The sequence below is a fragment of the Candidatus Woesearchaeota archaeon genome (assembly GCA_027858315.1).
GTDB lineage: Archaea > Nanobdellota > Nanobdellia > Woesearchaeales > UBA583 > UBA583.
Genome location: JAQICV010000088.1, coordinates 13,526 through 30,123 on the forward strand (window position 1 = coordinate 13,526; position 16,598 = coordinate 30,123).

Consider the following 16,598-nt stretch of genomic DNA (forward strand, 5'->3'; position numbering starts at 1 on the left):
ACCTCATAGTGAGCAGGTTGCTGCATTAAAAGAAAATGTTGGTTATGATAATATTACTAAGAGTTTAAATAAGTCAGATTTATTTAAAGCATTAGGTATTTATAATACTATCTTGGAAATAAATAAAGAGGCTGATAAAACTGAAAGTGACATAGTAACTTTAAAAGATAATAGGTTACATATTAATTATGAAAAGATTTCTTTTGAAGAATTTCCAAATAATCTCCCTGATTTAATTTTCATTGATGAAATAACTCACTTTAATGCTCTTGAATTAGAAATAATTAATGAAGTTATTAAAAAAGCTTATGAAAAAACTGGTAAATTTACTAAAGTCATTGGCGCAGGAGATCCTACACAAAAGGGAGCTTTATTAAAGGGATCTTCTTATAATGTTGATAGAGTTTCTGGTATTTTTACTACTCCTTTAGATATAACAATTAGAGCTTCAAATGTTCAGAAAAGAGTGAATAATGATACTATATCTGGAATAGTTAAAGCTTTAAATAAAGAGTATAAAGATGAAAAAGACTTGCAAAAAGCACTGTCAATCATTAGAGGAAAATTAAAACTGCGATATTATCTTGGAGAAGATACTATTACTGGAGATTTAATAACAAATAAAATAAATAAGAAGTTATTAAAACCAATTAAAAATAGTTTAGAACAAGACACAGAAAAAACCCTTGGTATTTTAGTAACACCAGAATTAGAGGAGGAGATTAAAGGATTGATAGATGAATTAGGTATTAATGAAGAGCAAGTAAAATATTATACGAAGGATAATATACAAGGTTCTGAAACTGACTATTTCATTTTTAATTTAGGTAATATCACTGAATCAGTAATAACTCATAAATTTAGGGCTTTTAATACTTATATGTCTAGAGCTAAATCAGGTTCTATTATAATAAATGATAAAGAAGTTGAACATTTAGACATAACTAATGCTGAAGCAGATGAATTCCCTGAAGAAATTAAACCATTATCTCCAGAAGTTATTGAAGAGGCTAAAAACACAAGAGCAGAGATTATAACAAATATATTAAGAGGAGATTCATCTTTACAGTCAGATTTCTTATTTGATTCTACTGAAGAAGATAATGTACCTGATGTTGAGGTTACAGATCATATTAATACTAAACCTGAAGTATCAGAGGAAGCAACTACAACAGACTCTGAAATTGAGAAAAAGGTACTCGATTTTAATTATATGTTCCATACATTTTATAATGATTTTAATGTAAATATAACTGACAATGGAGACGATGTAATTCTTATAAAGGGGAGTATTAATTCTGGCTTAAACTTCTTATTTGAAGAAGGATTGAAGGAAATTACTTTGAAGAAAAAAGAGTTTCAGAAACTTTCTAAAGGATTAATAAGATTAAAATATGATATTTTAAAGAATATTACTGAACAGAATGAAAATTTAATTCCTGATGATAATGTGGTTTTTAATAAAATGTTTGGAGAATTGTATTCTTCTAATAAAATTAACTCTTCATTAGTATTAAAGAAAACAGTTTATTCTGAACAATTTAATGCTCCATATGCTAAGATTGGTGATGTTAAAGAAAAACATTTAGAAACTGGAGATACTTATTTAAATTTATATTTAAAAGTAGAGAAAGATTCTGGTAGTTATTATGTGCATTTAGCCACTGCACCTTCTATTTCAACTATTTCTGAATTCTTTAAAAAATCTCCAAATAATATTAGTACATTTAATAACTTTTTGAAGCAAAAAGAAGTAATGGAAACACCTATTGATTTAAGTTCAATTAAATTCCAAACTTCTACTCGATTTGAGAAAACAAAAAATAAAAACTATAATCTAAATGATTTAGCTGATATTCCAGGGATTACTTTCTGAGATTTTTCAGGAGATACACCTAAAACAGGAGATAAAACGTCTTATAATTTATATCCTACTGAGTTTAATGAATTTGCTAAGTTATATGAAAAAATGAGGTTTGGTAAAGCTATTGAACCAGAGAGATTAGAAGAGTTATTTAAAATACACAAAGGGAAACCTTATGTTGCTGTATCTTTTGTTAATTCTGCAAATGCAGGTAATAGCCAAGTTAAATTTATATCATTAAATAGTAAAACAAGAACGATAGAAGAAATACGAAAAGCAGCAGGAGAGGCTAGAAGCGCTATTCTAGCTAAGAAAAAAGGAACAACTCCAGACACTTTGTTAAGTGGAGGACAAGTTATTGATTTATTAGTAGATTTAGCTGCAAACAAACCTAATTTATTTTCTGCCTTATTTGAACAGAAGTTTCTTACTGATGCTATTTCTATAAATGATTTGAATTTGGATTCATTAGAGAAAGAAAAGTGAGAACAATATTTTAAAGGTCTTAATGATAAACTAGGGCAAGATATTATAAGCCATATTGCTTATGAGCCTGAAGATAATCCTAATTCAGTTTTACGAAAAGTAATTGAAAGAATTGGAAAGCATGTTAAGAACTATAAAGGAGATGAGAAAAACTTTTATACAACTATTAAAGCAGATGTAGTTAAAGAAATTAAGAGGGGAAAAGAAAAATACTGATTCTTAAAATTTTGGAATGTATTTTCTTTGTATAATAGATTAGATTATTTAATAGAAAAACAAAATCAAGATCCTGAACTTCAAGAAAGGTATAAGGAACTTCAACGAGTTCTAGATCAAATATATAATTATTGGTCAGATAAAGAGTTCTATTATAATGTAAAGATAAAACCAATTAAAGGAACTACTAAACCTATAATAGATAGACTACCTTCTGATTTAGATCATTTATATACGACACTGGTTCCAGAAGGGCCAAGATTATTAATTGATTTTACCTCAATTTTAGAAGGCCCAACAGTTAAAGAGACTGTTAAACAAATTGAAGAAGTGGAGACTATAAAAGAAAGTGTTTCAGAAGATGTTTCAGGGGAATCAGAAGAAGTACAAGATGTTGTACCTACTATGTCTGTACAAAATTTTAACTCTGATTTTAAAGATTCAGAAGGACCTCTTTTAAAGTCAAAGATAAATGAACTTCAAGATTTTATTGAAGAAGTTACTAATCCAGAAGAAGTTGTTAATAATGTATTAACTCATTGACCAGTTCTATATGATTTATTAGAATCAGATGTAGAAGTATTAAATGATTCTGGAGAAATACAAAAAATAATTAAATTTAAGAATTTAACAGAAGGTGAATTTAATTTATATCCAAAAGGATTATTAAAAATAAATTATTCAGGAATAGAATCTTATTTAGACACTCCTTATGGATGAGAACCTACTTTGATGTTAGAAACTTTATTAGACTCTTTATTAAATCACGATGAGGAGAATGGCACTATTTGAATATGTTAAAAAAATAAAATTATGAAAATTTGTTCTATACCTGTACAAAAAAGAATACTTAAAAAAATCTGAAGAAAGCGGGTAAAAACTCCTGAGGAGGTTACTCAAATTTTAGGGGAGAGCCAAGAAGGACTTACTATTAAGAAAGCTCTTAGAGAATTTGATTCTACACATGTAGAGACACTTAAAACTGTTTTAGATGTTGTAGGGTATGATTATTCTCAAATAAAAAAGAAGAGAAAAGCAGAAGTATTTAAAAAAGTTAATAATATTGTCAGTAACTTCCAATCACCGGAGGTTACTGACCTTTTTGGTAATTTAAATCAAGCAAAAAATTACTTTGAACAATTTATTAATATACAAATTACTAAAGCTTCTTTACTAAATTCAGATGAAGCAGATCAGTTTGTGAAAAACTCTGCTGAATTAAATAAAAATATGAGAGAACTTAAAAACTCTCTATTTAAAAAAGTAGTAGATTATTTAGATACTATAGGTAAATTAGAAAACAGAGAGCTATTTTATAAAGAAATTAAAGGTGAAGAAGTTTTTATTGGTAAATTATATAATAAAAAAGGAGAACTTATAAATTATAATTTATATAGTAATGTTTTAAAAGATTTTGAGGCAGACCTTTATTATGATAATACTGATTTAATAAAAACATATTCAAATAAACAGATACTTAATTTTTCCACTAATATCTTAGATCCTACTATTAAATTTAAATTAGATGCTTATAATGCCTCTATATTTTTAGTTAACTTTGATAATATTATTAAAAAGTATTTTTCTAATAGAATAGGTATAGATTATGCTGCGTTTAATGATTTAGAATATTCTCCTTTAACTCCTAATAAATACTTTATTAAAAATAAAGGAAACGAAACTGTGTATTGGAATGAAGATACACATGCTTCTGAAGGAGTTAACACTATAGCAGATGATTTAACAAAGCAAATTATTTCTATTATTCCTCGATTTAATAGTTCTGGAGAATTTACTAATTCTTATTTACAGAAGAAAGATTTAGATGGATTAGGAGCTACTTTAAAATCTTTTGAGCTTAAAAATGAGAGTTATTTAAGTTCTGTAACAAATTGAGTTTCTATTAATGAGTCTCCTAAGAAAGCTATTAAGTGGTATTTGAGTAAAATATTAGAAGCTCATTCTAAAAATTTTAAAGGAACTGAATTTGCTAAATATAGAGATTTTAGATATAAAATTGATGTAATATTATCTTTAGATACTTTTTTAAAGAGTATTAATGAAAAAGAAAAAAATAGTGATGGTTCTATATCTAATATTTTAACACATGCTATAAATAATTCTTATGGTGCTACCTATATTATATATGATGCAAATAAAAGAGTATTAGATCATTTAGAAATGCATAGTCATAATGCAGAAAGAGTGGATGTACAAAATTCTGTTTATACACATCTACTAAATAATGCTACTCAACCAAGTCTTTTTGTATCTGGATTGTCTGGTGGAAACAATACATTTAAATTTACTTCTAATGATTTATCTAAAGAATTAGATAACATAGAGAAAGAAGTAAGTACAAATGCTGGATTAGCTAATTTTATATATAAAAAATTAGGAATTCATATTGGTGTAAATGGAGCTAGTAAATTAAGGAATTTAGAGGAGTGGGGAGATTATACTCATTACAATCTACAAAGTATATTAGAATCTATTAGAAATCCAGAAAATTTAAAAAAATCTTTACTGGGAACTATTTTAGATAATGAATCTGCTGTTGAAGAAAAAGATTCTGAAATATCAGCATCTAAAAGTGCTGTGATAGCACCCCTTACTAAAAATTCATTATTTCAAGATATTATAGATATTCATTTATCAGATCATTTAGTACAACCTATTACTACTACTAAAACTTTGTCTGGAGAAAATATTCCTACTTTTAAAATCCCAAATTTATCTTATATGGATTTAGAAGTATTAAAACAGCAAAGAAAATTAGAGAAAATTTCACCTAATAATAAATTTAAAAGTATTCTTTTAGAAGGAGATGTTCTAAGAGGAACTAGTTCTAAATTAGAGATTAGATCTAATCATGAGAACAAAGCTGCATCTAAATGAACTGTTTTAGAAAATTTTACAGCTAATTTTTTCTATGATTTCTTAGATAGTTTTGCGGATAATTCTGAATCTGAAAATATTGAGGTTATACTTGGTAATTATTCTGATAAGAGTCATATTGTAAGCAAAATGATTAATAAGAATGTTGCCTATCAAGATAAGAACACTTCCAAAAGTAGGAATATTATAGGAAATTCTAATGGAACAGATATGTTATCTATAGAAGAGTTATTAGAATTAGTAAGAACTCAATCCTTGCGTTTTTATACAGATGTTACTAATAATATTTTTGATGAATACTCTAAACTTGATAAGGACTTAAATAAAAACTTAAATAAAGAAAAGAATTTTAGTAAAAAAATTACTATTATTAATAATTTTTTAAGTAAGTATGATAAAACTGTTTTATTAAATTTAATTAGAAAAGTAAGGAATACAGATAAAACCCTTAATATTACAGAAGAGTTACATTATAGTTCTTATGTAGACCCTGAAACAGGAGATACCAGACTTGCTGTAAATCAACAAATAGTGGATTTTTACAATATTTTTAGTAATAAAACATGGTTTAATGAATTTGTAAGAGCACAGGAATCTTCTTTTAGAACTAAATTAGCAGCAGAAAATGGAGATATTTTATTTGATAATAATTATATTCAAGCTGTAAATAATTCAACAAAAAGTAGAGATGGATTTACAGATTTACTAAATTCTTTAGGTATAACTCAAGAAGAAAGTAAATTTATAAATTCTAAACAAGAACATAAGGCATATAAAAAAGTTGCAGGAAAAGATGAATTCTTACTCAATCCTTTACTAAAAAAATGAATGTGAGTAAATGCTTTATTTAGAAATGAATATTTATATATTTCATTCAAACCAGAGTACATGCATCCTCATAAAGTAAAGGACTTAAAATTTAGAGGAAATAATTCTCCAAAAAGTTTTTTAGACATTAGAGAAGAATTCTCTAAAGAAATGAGTGGAAGATTATCTTCAATGGCTAAAAGGAATGTTGTATTTACGTCTACTATAGAACTGCCTGATAAAAATATAAAATTAGGTATACCAGATAATGTAAATTTAGCAACTATTGAGGATGCTACAGCGATATTATATAATATATCTGGACAAACTTATAAGCAAGATTTACATGATGGATCAAGTTTTATCTTAGCTCCTTATAGTAAGATGATAGAAAATTCTTACCCAGGAAAAAGTTATTTAGGAACTAAAAAACAATTTGGTACTTTTATAACCCCTTATGGCAGCTCTGTTAAAAAAGATGCTGAAATGGTAATAACTAATGATTTGATTATTAATTCTAAAAATGCTAAAATTAATTTTAAGAATAAACAGAAACAAATGTTAGGTATTCCTATTAATGATTTAAATATTCAAATTAATAACCAAACTTTACCTGATAATATTTTCTATGATAAAAAGGATATTATAAGAGTCTCTAGTTATAGTTTAAATAAAGTAGGGAATAGTCTTATTTTATCACAAGTTATTGATAAATGGAATGGTAGTTTATGAGAAGCCCAAGAAGCTAAAAGGGATATTAAAATAAAAACTTTGTATGATATATGGAATGCCTTTGGTGCGGAACATTCTTTAAATTCTGAATTTGACTTTAATGAAGGATCTAATGATTTTATATATGATTTAATAACTTCTATACAATTTGATGAGAATGGAGATCAAGTAGAAGAAGGAAAATATCTTTTAAAAGATAAAATGATTCATGTTTTATCTAATAAAACTGCAATAAAATCTGGAGCAACTAATTTAAACCCTAAAAATGCTTGATTTGATAATTCTAGTTTATCTTATACTACTTATCAAAATAATTATATGGGGCCTCAGTTAGATGCTAATCATGAAGCAGATGCTTCTAAAATTAGAGAGATAACACAAGTTATTTCTGCATTAGCACAGAATGAGAGAACTGCGGGATTAGCTGATAAAGTATATAATGATATTGCAAATATAATTGAGAAATCTCTTTCTGAATATACAGAATATTTAGATAAAGATCCTAAAGAAATTGCCTCTTACTTTTCGAAAAAATTATATAATTCGTTAAGTAAAAGTGATAATAAAAATTTAGCGCAATCTATTATAGAGACTTTTTCTAAAGATTCTTTAATTCCTTTTAGTAACCAACATTTTTTCCAAGATTTTGTAAAAGATATGATTACTAGAATGAATACTGATTTTATTACAAGATATTATTCTGGAATAGGAGCTGTGTTAAATCCTTCTCATAATATAATTCAATTATATGAAGATCAAGATGGAAATATATCTACTCAGAGGGATATTACTAAGGAGGCTTTAGAAAGTACTATAGAAGGCAATAATATAGAAGAAATTATAAATGCCTATATACAAAATAAATTTGTTCCTAAAGAAGTTAGTATTAATTCTATTGCTCCTGGAGATGCTATTATATTAGATAATAAAATAGAGATTTTAGATAATATTGATACTTATTATAATATTAAGAAAAAACTTAAAGGACAAACTGTTCTTAAGTCTTATGCTACTCCGAGAGACCTACGTCCTGAACTATTAAAGTATTCAACTGAAAAAGGAGCTGTTATGTCTAATACTTTTGATTCCGATCCAGTCAGACTAAAATTCTCTTATGAGAAATTAATGCAAGGAGACTTAGAAGCATCTGATGAGGATTATAAAGTATTACAAGATTTTTCAGAATTTTTTGCTATTGAATTTAAATCAGAAGAATTAGGAGTATATTTAAATAAATGAAATAAAAGAAATCATGAATTAATTAGTAATAGATTAATTATAAATTCAGTAGATTCTATAAAAGAAGAAAAAACAGGTAAATATGATTTTTCTAAACTATTTATAGGAGAAAATAAGAAAGATTTATTATTTGGTTTTTTTGATGATGTAAAGAGTAATTTCTCTCTAAAGAATAATAATGTATCTAATATTGTTAAATATTCTTTTAAACCAGCAGAAATTATAATGCCAAACCTTTATAAAGGAGTCTTTGGATTAGGAAATACTAGTATTTCTGAGATTAGAAAGAAAGGATCTGAATTTTTTAGAGCTCCATTAGAAGAAGAATTTGAAGTTTCTAGTATAAAAGCTGATTTAAAAATCAATACTCCAGAAGGAAATAATCCAATCTATATTAAATATGTAGAAGATATTTCATTATTTAAATCGAAAAAACATCCATTAATAATAGATAATTCATCTTATAATAAATCTAATAAAGTTAGATTAGATGCTTTTGGACAACCATTATATGAAGTTCCACAAGATGCTATTTTAAATATAGAAGGAGGAAAAGATATTTTATATCTAAAAGCAGCTTCTATAAATAAAAACAATAAAATATTTTTTCCACAAGTAAAGAAAAATTTAAAGAATTTTATAAAATCTTTTAATGGAAAAATATCTTCTATTGTTCCTTTATTAAATAATAAAGTAGATATAAAATTGGAATCTGAAGAAATGTGGAACAGTAATGAATTATCTTACAACATTTTTAAAAATTTCCATAATTATAAAGGAATAGCACCATTAATTGAAGATCCAGAATGGTTAGAAAATAATCTTGAGGATATTTTATCTCAATTATCAAGTACAAGATATGTTTCTTGAGAAAAATCTTTAGAAGAGATTGTAGCAAGAATACCTTCACAATCATTGCAATCTGTAATGGAGATGCGAACTGTTGCTTATAAAAACACTGATTCTAATGATGTTTATGTATCTGTATGGCAGATATTCTATCAAGGTAGTGACTTTGATATTGACAAAGCTTATATTATGGGTTATGGTATTGATCATAGTGGGCAATATGAAGGATGATCTAATTTATCTACTTATTCTACTAAAGAACAATTAGATATTATTGAAAGATTGCCTTTACCTAATGGAAAAGAATATTCTTTAGTAGACTCTGGAGGATATAATTTAACTGATTCTTTTAATATTTTTAAAGAACAGTATAAGAATTTAAATAATGTAAATGAACTAGATGTAAATACTTTGTTATTATTTGAGTCTATGTTAAAAGAAATTGAATATATAGAACCAGATATTACTTTAGATATTATTTCTGAGGAAGATAAACAATTAGCTTTAGAATTTATTAGCTTAATTAATGACCATAATTTATCAGAAGAGTTTATAGATAAGGAAAATGCTGTTAAAAATTCTATTATAGCAACTACGAAACGAATAGTATCAGCTCCTAGTAATAGATTATTAGCAAGTTCTCCTATTGATGATGCTTTAGAAGCCCATAAAAAAGGTGCAGAAAAAGCAGCTACTCAATATAATATAAAAGAAAGAGATCTTTCTTCTTATGATATGATAAGTTATTATAAACAACAGTATGATGCATCTGTAGGAAAAGATGATGTAGGTATTGGTGCTAATGGATTGAAAGTTTTCTTTAATTTGTCAAATTATTTTAATAACTGGTTTGATACAGAAGGATATTTATCAGGAAATTTATTAACTAGTCCATACTCATTTAAAAAGTCTTTATTTATAAATGGAAAAGATTATAATATTCATTCTATATCTGATACTAGAACTTTAAAAGGATTTACAAATCATTTAAAAGAAGTTTATCAGTATAAAGATGATGAATTAAGTTTGCTTAATAATGATGCAGCTTTAATTATTTCTGGATTTGTTTCTGGAGCTACAGATAATGCAAAAGAGTTGATTATGGCTAAAATAAATGCTATAGTAGAATTATCTGGAATGCATTTATATATGTATTCTTTAGGGTTTACTCCAGAAGATGTGGCTCTGTTTATGAATTCTGACTTAGCTAGATTTATCGCTAGAGAATTACAAACTAATAAATTTGATGTAGCAAGTACTGAAGAATCTCATATTTTATCCCTTATAGATACTTATATAAAAGATAATAATTTAACAGAAGATCAATTAAAAGAAGTAGAATCTTTTCGAGATATTTACTACGGAGGACAAGAATATAAAATATTAGCTTCTATACTTAAGGTTAATCAAAGAACTAGAGCTAATATAGCAGAATTACATAAATTCTTTTCTCGATTTGAAAATGCTATGTTTACTAGAGAACATGCTGTATTAGGTATGAATTTGAGTAAACTGAAAACATTTGGAGAAAAATATGTAAAAGTACCAAAATATTCTGAACTTTATAAGAAAGAAAAAGATTTAGTAGATACTATTATTACTAAGAATGAAGTCTTAACAGAAAATGAAAGAGATTATGTAACAGAAGTTTTATTTAATTCTAGAAATATAAAAGTAGTTGATCCTAATAATGAATCTGTTAATATTACAACTTCTATATTAGGAGGTGGATTTGATTTTAGGCATTATTTAAATAGTAATAATGAAGAGTATATTGAAGCTACAATAAATTATTATAATTTATTTAAAAATACTATTAATATATTTCATGTTATACAAAATTCTCCCCATTTTAAGCAAATGATTAATGGAGCATTTCAAACACATAGGTCGTTAAATAAAACATCTAAGAAATATAATTTTATATTTTCTGATTTTAAAGATATACTTAAAAGAAAATCTCTTGAATTATATAATAATAATAAACAATTAGTAAAGTATAGTTTAGGAAACAAAGCTTTTAATGTTAAAGTAGATGAACAGACAATAAATAAAGCATCTATTACTTTTGATAAATTTGCTGTTAAAAAATGAATTGATAGTAATAATAGAATAAAAAGATATAAATTTAATGTAGTAGATCTTTTGCAAACTCTTGATAAAGATAACATTGTTTTATTTAAAAATGATTTTTCTAAGTTATATCCTGTTGGGTTATTAAAAGGAGGAATTTTACATTCTGATAAAACTATAAAAGTAACTAAACAAGATGAAAATCCTACCATTATAGATTTATATACAGATACAGGAATAGCTAACTTTAAAGTAATAATGGAAGAGCTTTTATTGCCTATCTTAAAAAATTCGAGTAGGAGTTCTTTAGGAAGCTTTTTAAAAACTAGTACTGTAAAGAATTATTTGGGACAATTTACTTCTCAAATCATTCCAACTTTTAAAATTAGTGATTTAAATTCTCCTCAAAATCTTGATAGATTTGAAGAACTATTAAATTCTTTTAATGATGTAGATAAAGTTATTGAACCTAAGAATAGAATATTTAATTCTGAAGGAGTGGAAGTATCTTGGAAAAATCTAATGTATCTTTATAATTTAATTGTTAATAATGATTTGTATGGCCCTAAAAGACTTACTCCTATTTTTGAAAACTTTATAAGAGAAGAGGGTCTTTTCAAAGATTATATAGAATTTTCTAAAAGAGTGGATGCAGGAGAAGTAGATATATTTGATAATGTATCTGAAAGAGATATTTTATGGTCTATATTTAATAGAAAAGGTAATCTGAATTTAAATGGGCAAACTACTTTTGTAATAAATAATAATTATCCTATAAATACTAGATTAGAAAATGTAAAACAAGTAACAGATATGCAAATACAACAAGATATACATAATACTCTCTCTTTAATTGAGTATAAAAACCTAATTATTAATTATAAGTGTTTTTAGATTATGATTTGTTATTATTATATAAAATTACCAGATGGCGGGAATATAAAAATTCCTGCCTCTTCTGGTATTTCTTCCTTAGATGAAGAATTAAACAAAAAAATAAAAGAATATAAAACTTCTAATGATATAAATAATTCTGATGCTCTTTTAAATTATTTAACACAAGATTTAAAAGTTGATATACCAGTAGAAGATTTAAAAGAAATTTTAGTGGATTCTAATGAAGATAATTTAATTAATAATATTAATGATTATTTAATTGATAATGGATCTTTAGGGAATCTATCTACTATTTTATTAAGAAAGATAACACAGGGCGAAACTACTTTTGAGTATATTCCACCTAAAAAAAGAAAGAATACAATTACTGGAAAAGAAAAAGTAGAATTAATAACTTTAAAAGATTTATTACAAAAATTACAAGAACCTATAGGACAAGATTATTTAGATAAGATAGATAATATAGGCATAATAAATAATATAAGTCCAGAAGAAAAACTTTTTGACTTAAATAATAAATTACAAGAACTTAAAAATGCAGGAATAAATTCTAAAGTAGAAGTTTCTTTACATAATTTACTGAGTTCTGTTTTTAAAAGTTCTAATAAAAAACAAGCTTTATTGTATTCTTTAAATTTTTCCGGGAAAACAAGTGATTCTATTGTAGTAAGTACAGAAGAATCAATTGAACCTATAATTTTTTATAATGAGAGTAATTCTTTATCTTTAGCTTTAGGTATTTTTAAATACTTAGGAAAAAATTTAGATGAAGAAACTTTACAAGAAGTTTTAGAAGAATTTAATATTACACAGGAAATATCTCCACAAGATTTTTTTATGGGGAAATTTGTTAAAGATGAATATGTTCCAGAAGCATTAGCTACTTATTTAAAAGATCCAAAAATAAATCAAACTCTAATAAATAGATTAGTTGAGGCTGTATTTATTAGTAACCAAAATTTTTATGGCTGAACTAATGCTCAAACCCAAGAGTTAATAAGTAATACTAAAGATTTAATTAAATATATTGATTTAACTAAGTACTCTAAAGATCCTTTTTCCGAAGAAAAGGAATTAAATATTTTATATAAAAAAGAGTCAGAAGAGAACTCAGCTACTTTAGTAGATAATATTTCTAAAAGATTAAAAAACAAATCTATAAAGGAAAGAAGAGATTATTTTTATGCTCCTAAAGAGACTAAACAATTTTCTTCTGAAAACAATATTAATCATCAGCTAGATGCATATAACTTTATCCAAAGTAATCTATTATTTAAAAATGATTTAATTAAATTTCCAAGTATAGGAGAATATGGAATTTATGTAGTTCCATTATCCATTAAATTAAATAAAAGAGGTCTGAGAATGACCGGATTGGGAGAAGTTAATGGAGAGTTTAAATTATTTTATGAATATTTTAATGATGATAATATTAAAATTGAATATAGAAAATTAGAAACTACACAAAATCCCCCTCAATTAGAAAATGCAGCTACTTTAGCGAAAGAAAATACTATTTCAATTGTCTCTTCTGGTAGCACTTTTTTAGATTCAGAAATTGTGAAAAACAATGTCTCAAGAGGATCTACTGTTTTTAGTAAAAGAGGAAAAAAAGAATATATTAACACTGTTAAAGCAATACATCCGGGAGGTATAGAAGTAAATTCTAAAGGAAAATTCTTAATTCCTTTTGATAATATTACTAAAATAACTGTTCCTAATTCTGAACATTTTGTAGATAAAGAGTTTACAGATAATGACCGCAATAAATTTAGTTCCTTAAAAAATTATTCTGAGATCACTAGAAAAATATCTCCTCATTTTTACTTGGAGACAGGAGATTTAATTGTTTATGCAGATGAACAAAGTGATAGAATCAATAGAGTAGTGAGTACTTCTGATTTATATGTATATATGTTGATTAAAAACAAAAAAGGAGAACATTCTATACAGGAACTTCCAAAAGAAACTATTAGAAGTGCTTTTAAGAAAAATAAACCTTTATCTTTAGATGAAAGTTTTAGAATAGCTGCTTTTGATAATGTAGTTACTAGAGACAAGTCTATCTCTAAATATATTTACTCTTACTTTAGTAATTATGAATTAGCAAAAAATGATGATTATGTGATCATTGATTTAGAAAACTCTTCTGGTATATTTCAAATAATAGATAAAAAGAATAATGTTTTTAATAAAATTGATATAAAAGCAGGAGAAAATAATTTATCTAATCATTATATTAAAATTGATGATACTTCTAAGTTAAAGAAATTTATAACTACAAGAGATATTTCTTCAGAGTATGCTGTAGATGTATCTGATGTAAATAATTGAAATATTGAAACAGAAAAACCTGATGGAGAATATTCTGAGTTAGCTTATTTTATTCCAAAAGGAACTGATATTTCTAGTATGACTTTATTACATAGTAATAATCTTAATAAAGGATTTAGTGTTGAGGCAAATAAAAATATAGCTGTTCCCGATAATTATGTTAATGTAACTCAACAATTAAAAGAGCGGATAGCAAAAGAAACAGGGAAAGAAGTAGAAGGTTTATTTGTTCGTAAATCGGGAAGTTTTATATGAAGGAATGTTAATAGATTTTTTAGATTTAAAGAATTTTCTCAGCTTTCTTTAGATCAAAAAGAATTCTTACTTCAAACAAATGCTTATGTGACATTAACTAATAGAATAGGTTTAGAGAATAAAATCTATAGAGTAGCTAATTTAGGAGAAAATTCTGTTACTTTAGAATATAATACTTTTTCAAATACAGGAAAATTCTTAACTATATTGAAAGATGTATCTAAAGAAGAATTCTTTAAACGAGTCGGTATTTATTACATAATGCATGGAAATGATAAAATACCTTTTATTAAAAGAGAGCAAATACAGATACAAAAAAACAATCAAATTGATCCTGATATATCTCAAAGAAAAGATATTTATACAAAAGTATCTTCTTTATTTTCTAATATATTTAAAATAAAGGTAGATATTTCTTCTGATTATACAGAGATGAATGATAAGAAAGCTTGAGTAGAATCAGAATCAGGAAAAGAACCTAAAATAGTTTTAAATTTAAACAATAATAAAGCTAATGATACGGATTTAGTACATGAGTATTTACACTTATTTTTATTTGCTTTAAAATATAATAGTCCTTTTTTATATGAAGAATTACTATTAGATTATAAAAATAAAAATAGTATAGAGTATTCAGACTGGAATTTAATTGAAGAATCTTTAATAGCAAAATTATCAGATTTTATGAATAATAAATCTAAACTTCCTTTAGTAAATTTTAAGTATTTTTCTCAGGCATTTTCAGAATCTTTGGATGCTATGAAATTAAAAGATGTGTCTATAGAAAATAATATTTTTGGTATTTTAAATAAATCAATGAAAGAAATATTTCCTGAAATAGACAGTAAAGTGATGAATGAAGGAGTAATACTTTTTGAAAGTAATTTTAAAGATTGGTTCTCTGATAAGATAAAAAATGATAAGAATTTTAAAATGGAGTGTATATAATGGATGCAAGATGTGTATATACAGTAGTTATAGACGGTAAAGAAGTTTCCATGAATTTGAAGGAACTTACAGAACACTATTATAAAACTACTGATTTATTAAAGAGAAGTAGAATCTTTAGTTCTGAAGAAACTCAATTAGCTGCAATAGAACAGATAACAAAGAATGTAAAAAGTAAAGAATCTTTAAAAGCAGAAAATATAACTTTAGTAAGAGACTTTGCAACTAAAGAACAACCTCAACTTATTAGAGAACTAGGTTTATCTGAGCAAGATAGACTAGTTCCTGAATATGTAGAAAGTAATAGAATTATAAAATATATAGAAGATAAAATTAACACAGGAGAAGAACCTATTTTAGATTCTAAGGAACATCCTGAGTTAAATAAATATATGCAATTAGATTCATTGTCTAGATATACAAAAGAAAAAGTAAATCATTATCTAAAAGAAATTACTGAACTAATAAAATTTGATAAAAAGACTATGATAGTTGCTAGAGACTTACATGGAATTTTAGTTGCTGTTTCTAAGTATAATGGAAATTTTGATCATCCCATAGTAGAGAAAGCTTTAGAATCTTTTTATGAGAATAATCAAGAAATATTAGAGGGAGATAAAAGAATTTGGAAGAAAGTTTTAATCAGTACTTTAGATAGAGTACATACATATTTGAAAAATAGAGGAACTATTTTATCTTCTGTATCTCTTTTGTCTGAACAAGGTATTACTGATTTAGGTACTACAATTGATTCTATTGTTGTAGATTCAAATGGAGATTCTCATATATTTGATTTAAAAGTTTCTAAAAAATCTTTTGATCAATGGGATATATCAAAAATACAAGAAACAGATTGAATATTAGCTTTAAACAGACAACTTTTAGGACAATATACAGAAATAAAAAACACTTCATTAAATATAATTCCTATAGAACTTGGGGATTTTACTAATGGAAAATTAAATCCAGAAAATCTAGGATTTAGTACAGTACAAATTAG

19 protein-coding genes are annotated in these 16,598 nt (G+C 25.4%); all 19 read left to right on the forward strand.

The window, feature by feature from the left end; genetic code table 11:
- The first annotated feature begins 112 nt into the window (after positions 1–112).
- The 19 genes from PF569_08395 to PF569_08485 all read left to right on the forward strand — a co-directional run bounded on the left by PF569_08395 (position 113) and on the right by PF569_08485 (position 16,455).
- On the forward strand, positions 113–1,876 hold the full coding sequence (locus tag PF569_08395) for a hypothetical protein (protein ID MDA3856252.1): 1,764 nt from the start codon (positions 113–115) through the stop codon (positions 1,874–1,876).
- Positions 1,877–1,969: 93 nt separating this feature from the next.
- The gene (locus tag PF569_08400; GenBank protein ID MDA3856253.1) at positions 1,970–2,350 is read left to right on the forward strand and encodes a hypothetical protein; all 381 of its coding nucleotides are present in this window, start codon (positions 1,970–1,972) and stop codon (positions 2,348–2,350) included.
- A gap of 243 nt (positions 2,351–2,593) precedes the next feature.
- Positions 2,594–3,109 (forward strand): hypothetical protein, encoded by a 516-nt coding sequence (locus tag PF569_08405; protein ID MDA3856254.1) that lies wholly within the window; start codon positions 2,594–2,596, stop codon positions 3,107–3,109.
- A 657-nt stretch (positions 3,110–3,766) separates the two neighbouring features.
- Complete coding sequence (locus PF569_08410; protein ID MDA3856255.1) at positions 3,767–4,462, forward strand: hypothetical protein; 696 nt, start codon at positions 3,767–3,769, stop codon at positions 4,460–4,462.
- A gap of 42 nt (positions 4,463–4,504) precedes the next feature.
- Positions 4,505–5,464: a hypothetical protein gene (locus PF569_08415; protein ID MDA3856256.1), complete on the forward strand. Its 960-nt coding sequence runs from the start codon at positions 4,505–4,507 to the stop codon at positions 5,462–5,464.
- 129 nt (positions 5,465–5,593) lie between these two features.
- Entirely contained in the window at positions 5,594–6,292 is a 699-nt protein-coding gene (locus PF569_08420) for a hypothetical protein (protein MDA3856257.1), read from the forward strand.
- 60 nt (positions 6,293–6,352) lie between these two features.
- The gene (locus PF569_08425) at positions 6,353–7,003 is read left to right on the forward strand and encodes a hypothetical protein (GenBank protein MDA3856258.1); all 651 of its coding nucleotides are present in this window, start codon (positions 6,353–6,355) and stop codon (positions 7,001–7,003) included.
- A gap of 39 nt (positions 7,004–7,042) precedes the next feature.
- On the forward strand, positions 7,043–7,276 hold the full coding sequence (locus tag PF569_08430) for a hypothetical protein (protein MDA3856259.1): 234 nt from the start codon (positions 7,043–7,045) through the stop codon (positions 7,274–7,276).
- A gap of 45 nt (positions 7,277–7,321) precedes the next feature.
- Positions 7,322–8,242 (forward strand): hypothetical protein, encoded by a 921-nt coding sequence (locus PF569_08435; protein ID MDA3856260.1) that lies wholly within the window; start codon positions 7,322–7,324, stop codon positions 8,240–8,242.
- 225 nt (positions 8,243–8,467) lie between these two features.
- A complete protein-coding gene (locus PF569_08440; GenBank protein ID MDA3856261.1) occupies positions 8,468–9,112 on the forward strand; it encodes a hypothetical protein in 645 nt (214 codons plus the stop codon).
- Positions 9,113–9,169: 57 nt separating this feature from the next.
- A complete protein-coding gene (locus PF569_08445; GenBank protein MDA3856262.1) occupies positions 9,170–9,322 on the forward strand; it encodes a hypothetical protein in 153 nt (50 codons plus the stop codon).
- Positions 9,323–9,373: 51 nt separating this feature from the next.
- Positions 9,374–11,185 carry a hypothetical protein gene (locus PF569_08450; protein ID MDA3856263.1) on the forward strand — a complete coding sequence of 604 codons (1,812 nt, stop codon included), beginning with the start codon at positions 9,374–9,376 and terminating at the stop codon, positions 11,183–11,185.
- 51 nt (positions 11,186–11,236) lie between these two features.
- Positions 11,237–12,058: a hypothetical protein gene (locus tag PF569_08455; GenBank protein MDA3856264.1), complete on the forward strand. Its 822-nt coding sequence runs from the start codon at positions 11,237–11,239 to the stop codon at positions 12,056–12,058.
- Positions 12,059–12,061: 3 nt separating this feature from the next.
- A complete protein-coding gene (locus PF569_08460) occupies positions 12,062–13,033 on the forward strand; it encodes a hypothetical protein (GenBank protein ID MDA3856265.1) in 972 nt (323 codons plus the stop codon).
- Positions 13,034–13,426: 393 nt separating this feature from the next.
- Positions 13,427–14,395 (forward strand): hypothetical protein, encoded by a 969-nt coding sequence (locus PF569_08465; GenBank protein ID MDA3856266.1) that lies wholly within the window; start codon positions 13,427–13,429, stop codon positions 14,393–14,395.
- A 78-nt stretch (positions 14,396–14,473) separates the two neighbouring features.
- On the forward strand, positions 14,474–14,650 hold the full coding sequence (locus PF569_08470; GenBank protein MDA3856267.1) for a hypothetical protein: 177 nt from the start codon (positions 14,474–14,476) through the stop codon (positions 14,648–14,650).
- 87 nt (positions 14,651–14,737) lie between these two features.
- Positions 14,738–15,103: a hypothetical protein gene (locus PF569_08475; protein ID MDA3856268.1), complete on the forward strand. Its 366-nt coding sequence runs from the start codon at positions 14,738–14,740 to the stop codon at positions 15,101–15,103.
- A 231-nt stretch (positions 15,104–15,334) separates the two neighbouring features.
- A complete protein-coding gene (locus PF569_08480) occupies positions 15,335–15,598 on the forward strand; it encodes a hypothetical protein (GenBank protein MDA3856269.1) in 264 nt (87 codons plus the stop codon).
- Positions 15,598–16,455: a hypothetical protein gene (locus PF569_08485; protein MDA3856270.1), complete on the forward strand. Its 858-nt coding sequence runs from the start codon at positions 15,598–15,600 to the stop codon at positions 16,453–16,455. Before PF569_08480 ends, PF569_08485 begins: the two co-directional genes overlap by 1 nt.
- The last annotated feature ends 143 nt before the right edge of the window (positions 16,456–16,598 follow it).

Coding starts and splice junctions, on each gene's coding strand:
- PF569_08420 (MDA3856257.1), top strand. CDS start 5,594: ATGATTAATAAGAATGTTGCCTATCAAGATAAGAACACTTCCAAAAGT.
- PF569_08445 (MDA3856262.1), top strand. CDS start 9,170: ATGGAGATGCGAACTGTTGCTTATAAAAACACTGATTCTAATGATGTT.
- PF569_08465 (MDA3856266.1), top strand. CDS start 13,427: ATGACCGGATTGGGAGAAGTTAATGGAGAGTTTAAATTATTTTATGAA.
- PF569_08485 (MDA3856270.1), top strand. CDS start 15,598: ATGGATGCAAGATGTGTATATACAGTAGTTATAGACGGTAAAGAAGTT.
- PF569_08425 (MDA3856258.1), top strand. CDS start 6,353: ATGCATCCTCATAAAGTAAAGGACTTAAAATTTAGAGGAAATAATTCT.
- PF569_08460 (MDA3856265.1), top strand. CDS start 12,062: ATGATTTGTTATTATTATATAAAATTACCAGATGGCGGGAATATAAAA.
- PF569_08470 (MDA3856267.1), top strand. CDS start 14,474: ATGACTTTATTACATAGTAATAATCTTAATAAAGGATTTAGTGTTGAG.
- PF569_08480 (MDA3856269.1), top strand. CDS start 15,335: ATGAATAATAAATCTAAACTTCCTTTAGTAAATTTTAAGTATTTTTCT.
- PF569_08400 (MDA3856253.1), top strand. CDS start 1,970: ATGAGGTTTGGTAAAGCTATTGAACCAGAGAGATTAGAAGAGTTATTT.
- PF569_08440 (MDA3856261.1), top strand. CDS start 8,468: ATGCCAAACCTTTATAAAGGAGTCTTTGGATTAGGAAATACTAGTATT.
- PF569_08435 (MDA3856260.1), top strand. CDS start 7,322: ATGGGGCCTCAGTTAGATGCTAATCATGAAGCAGATGCTTCTAAAATT.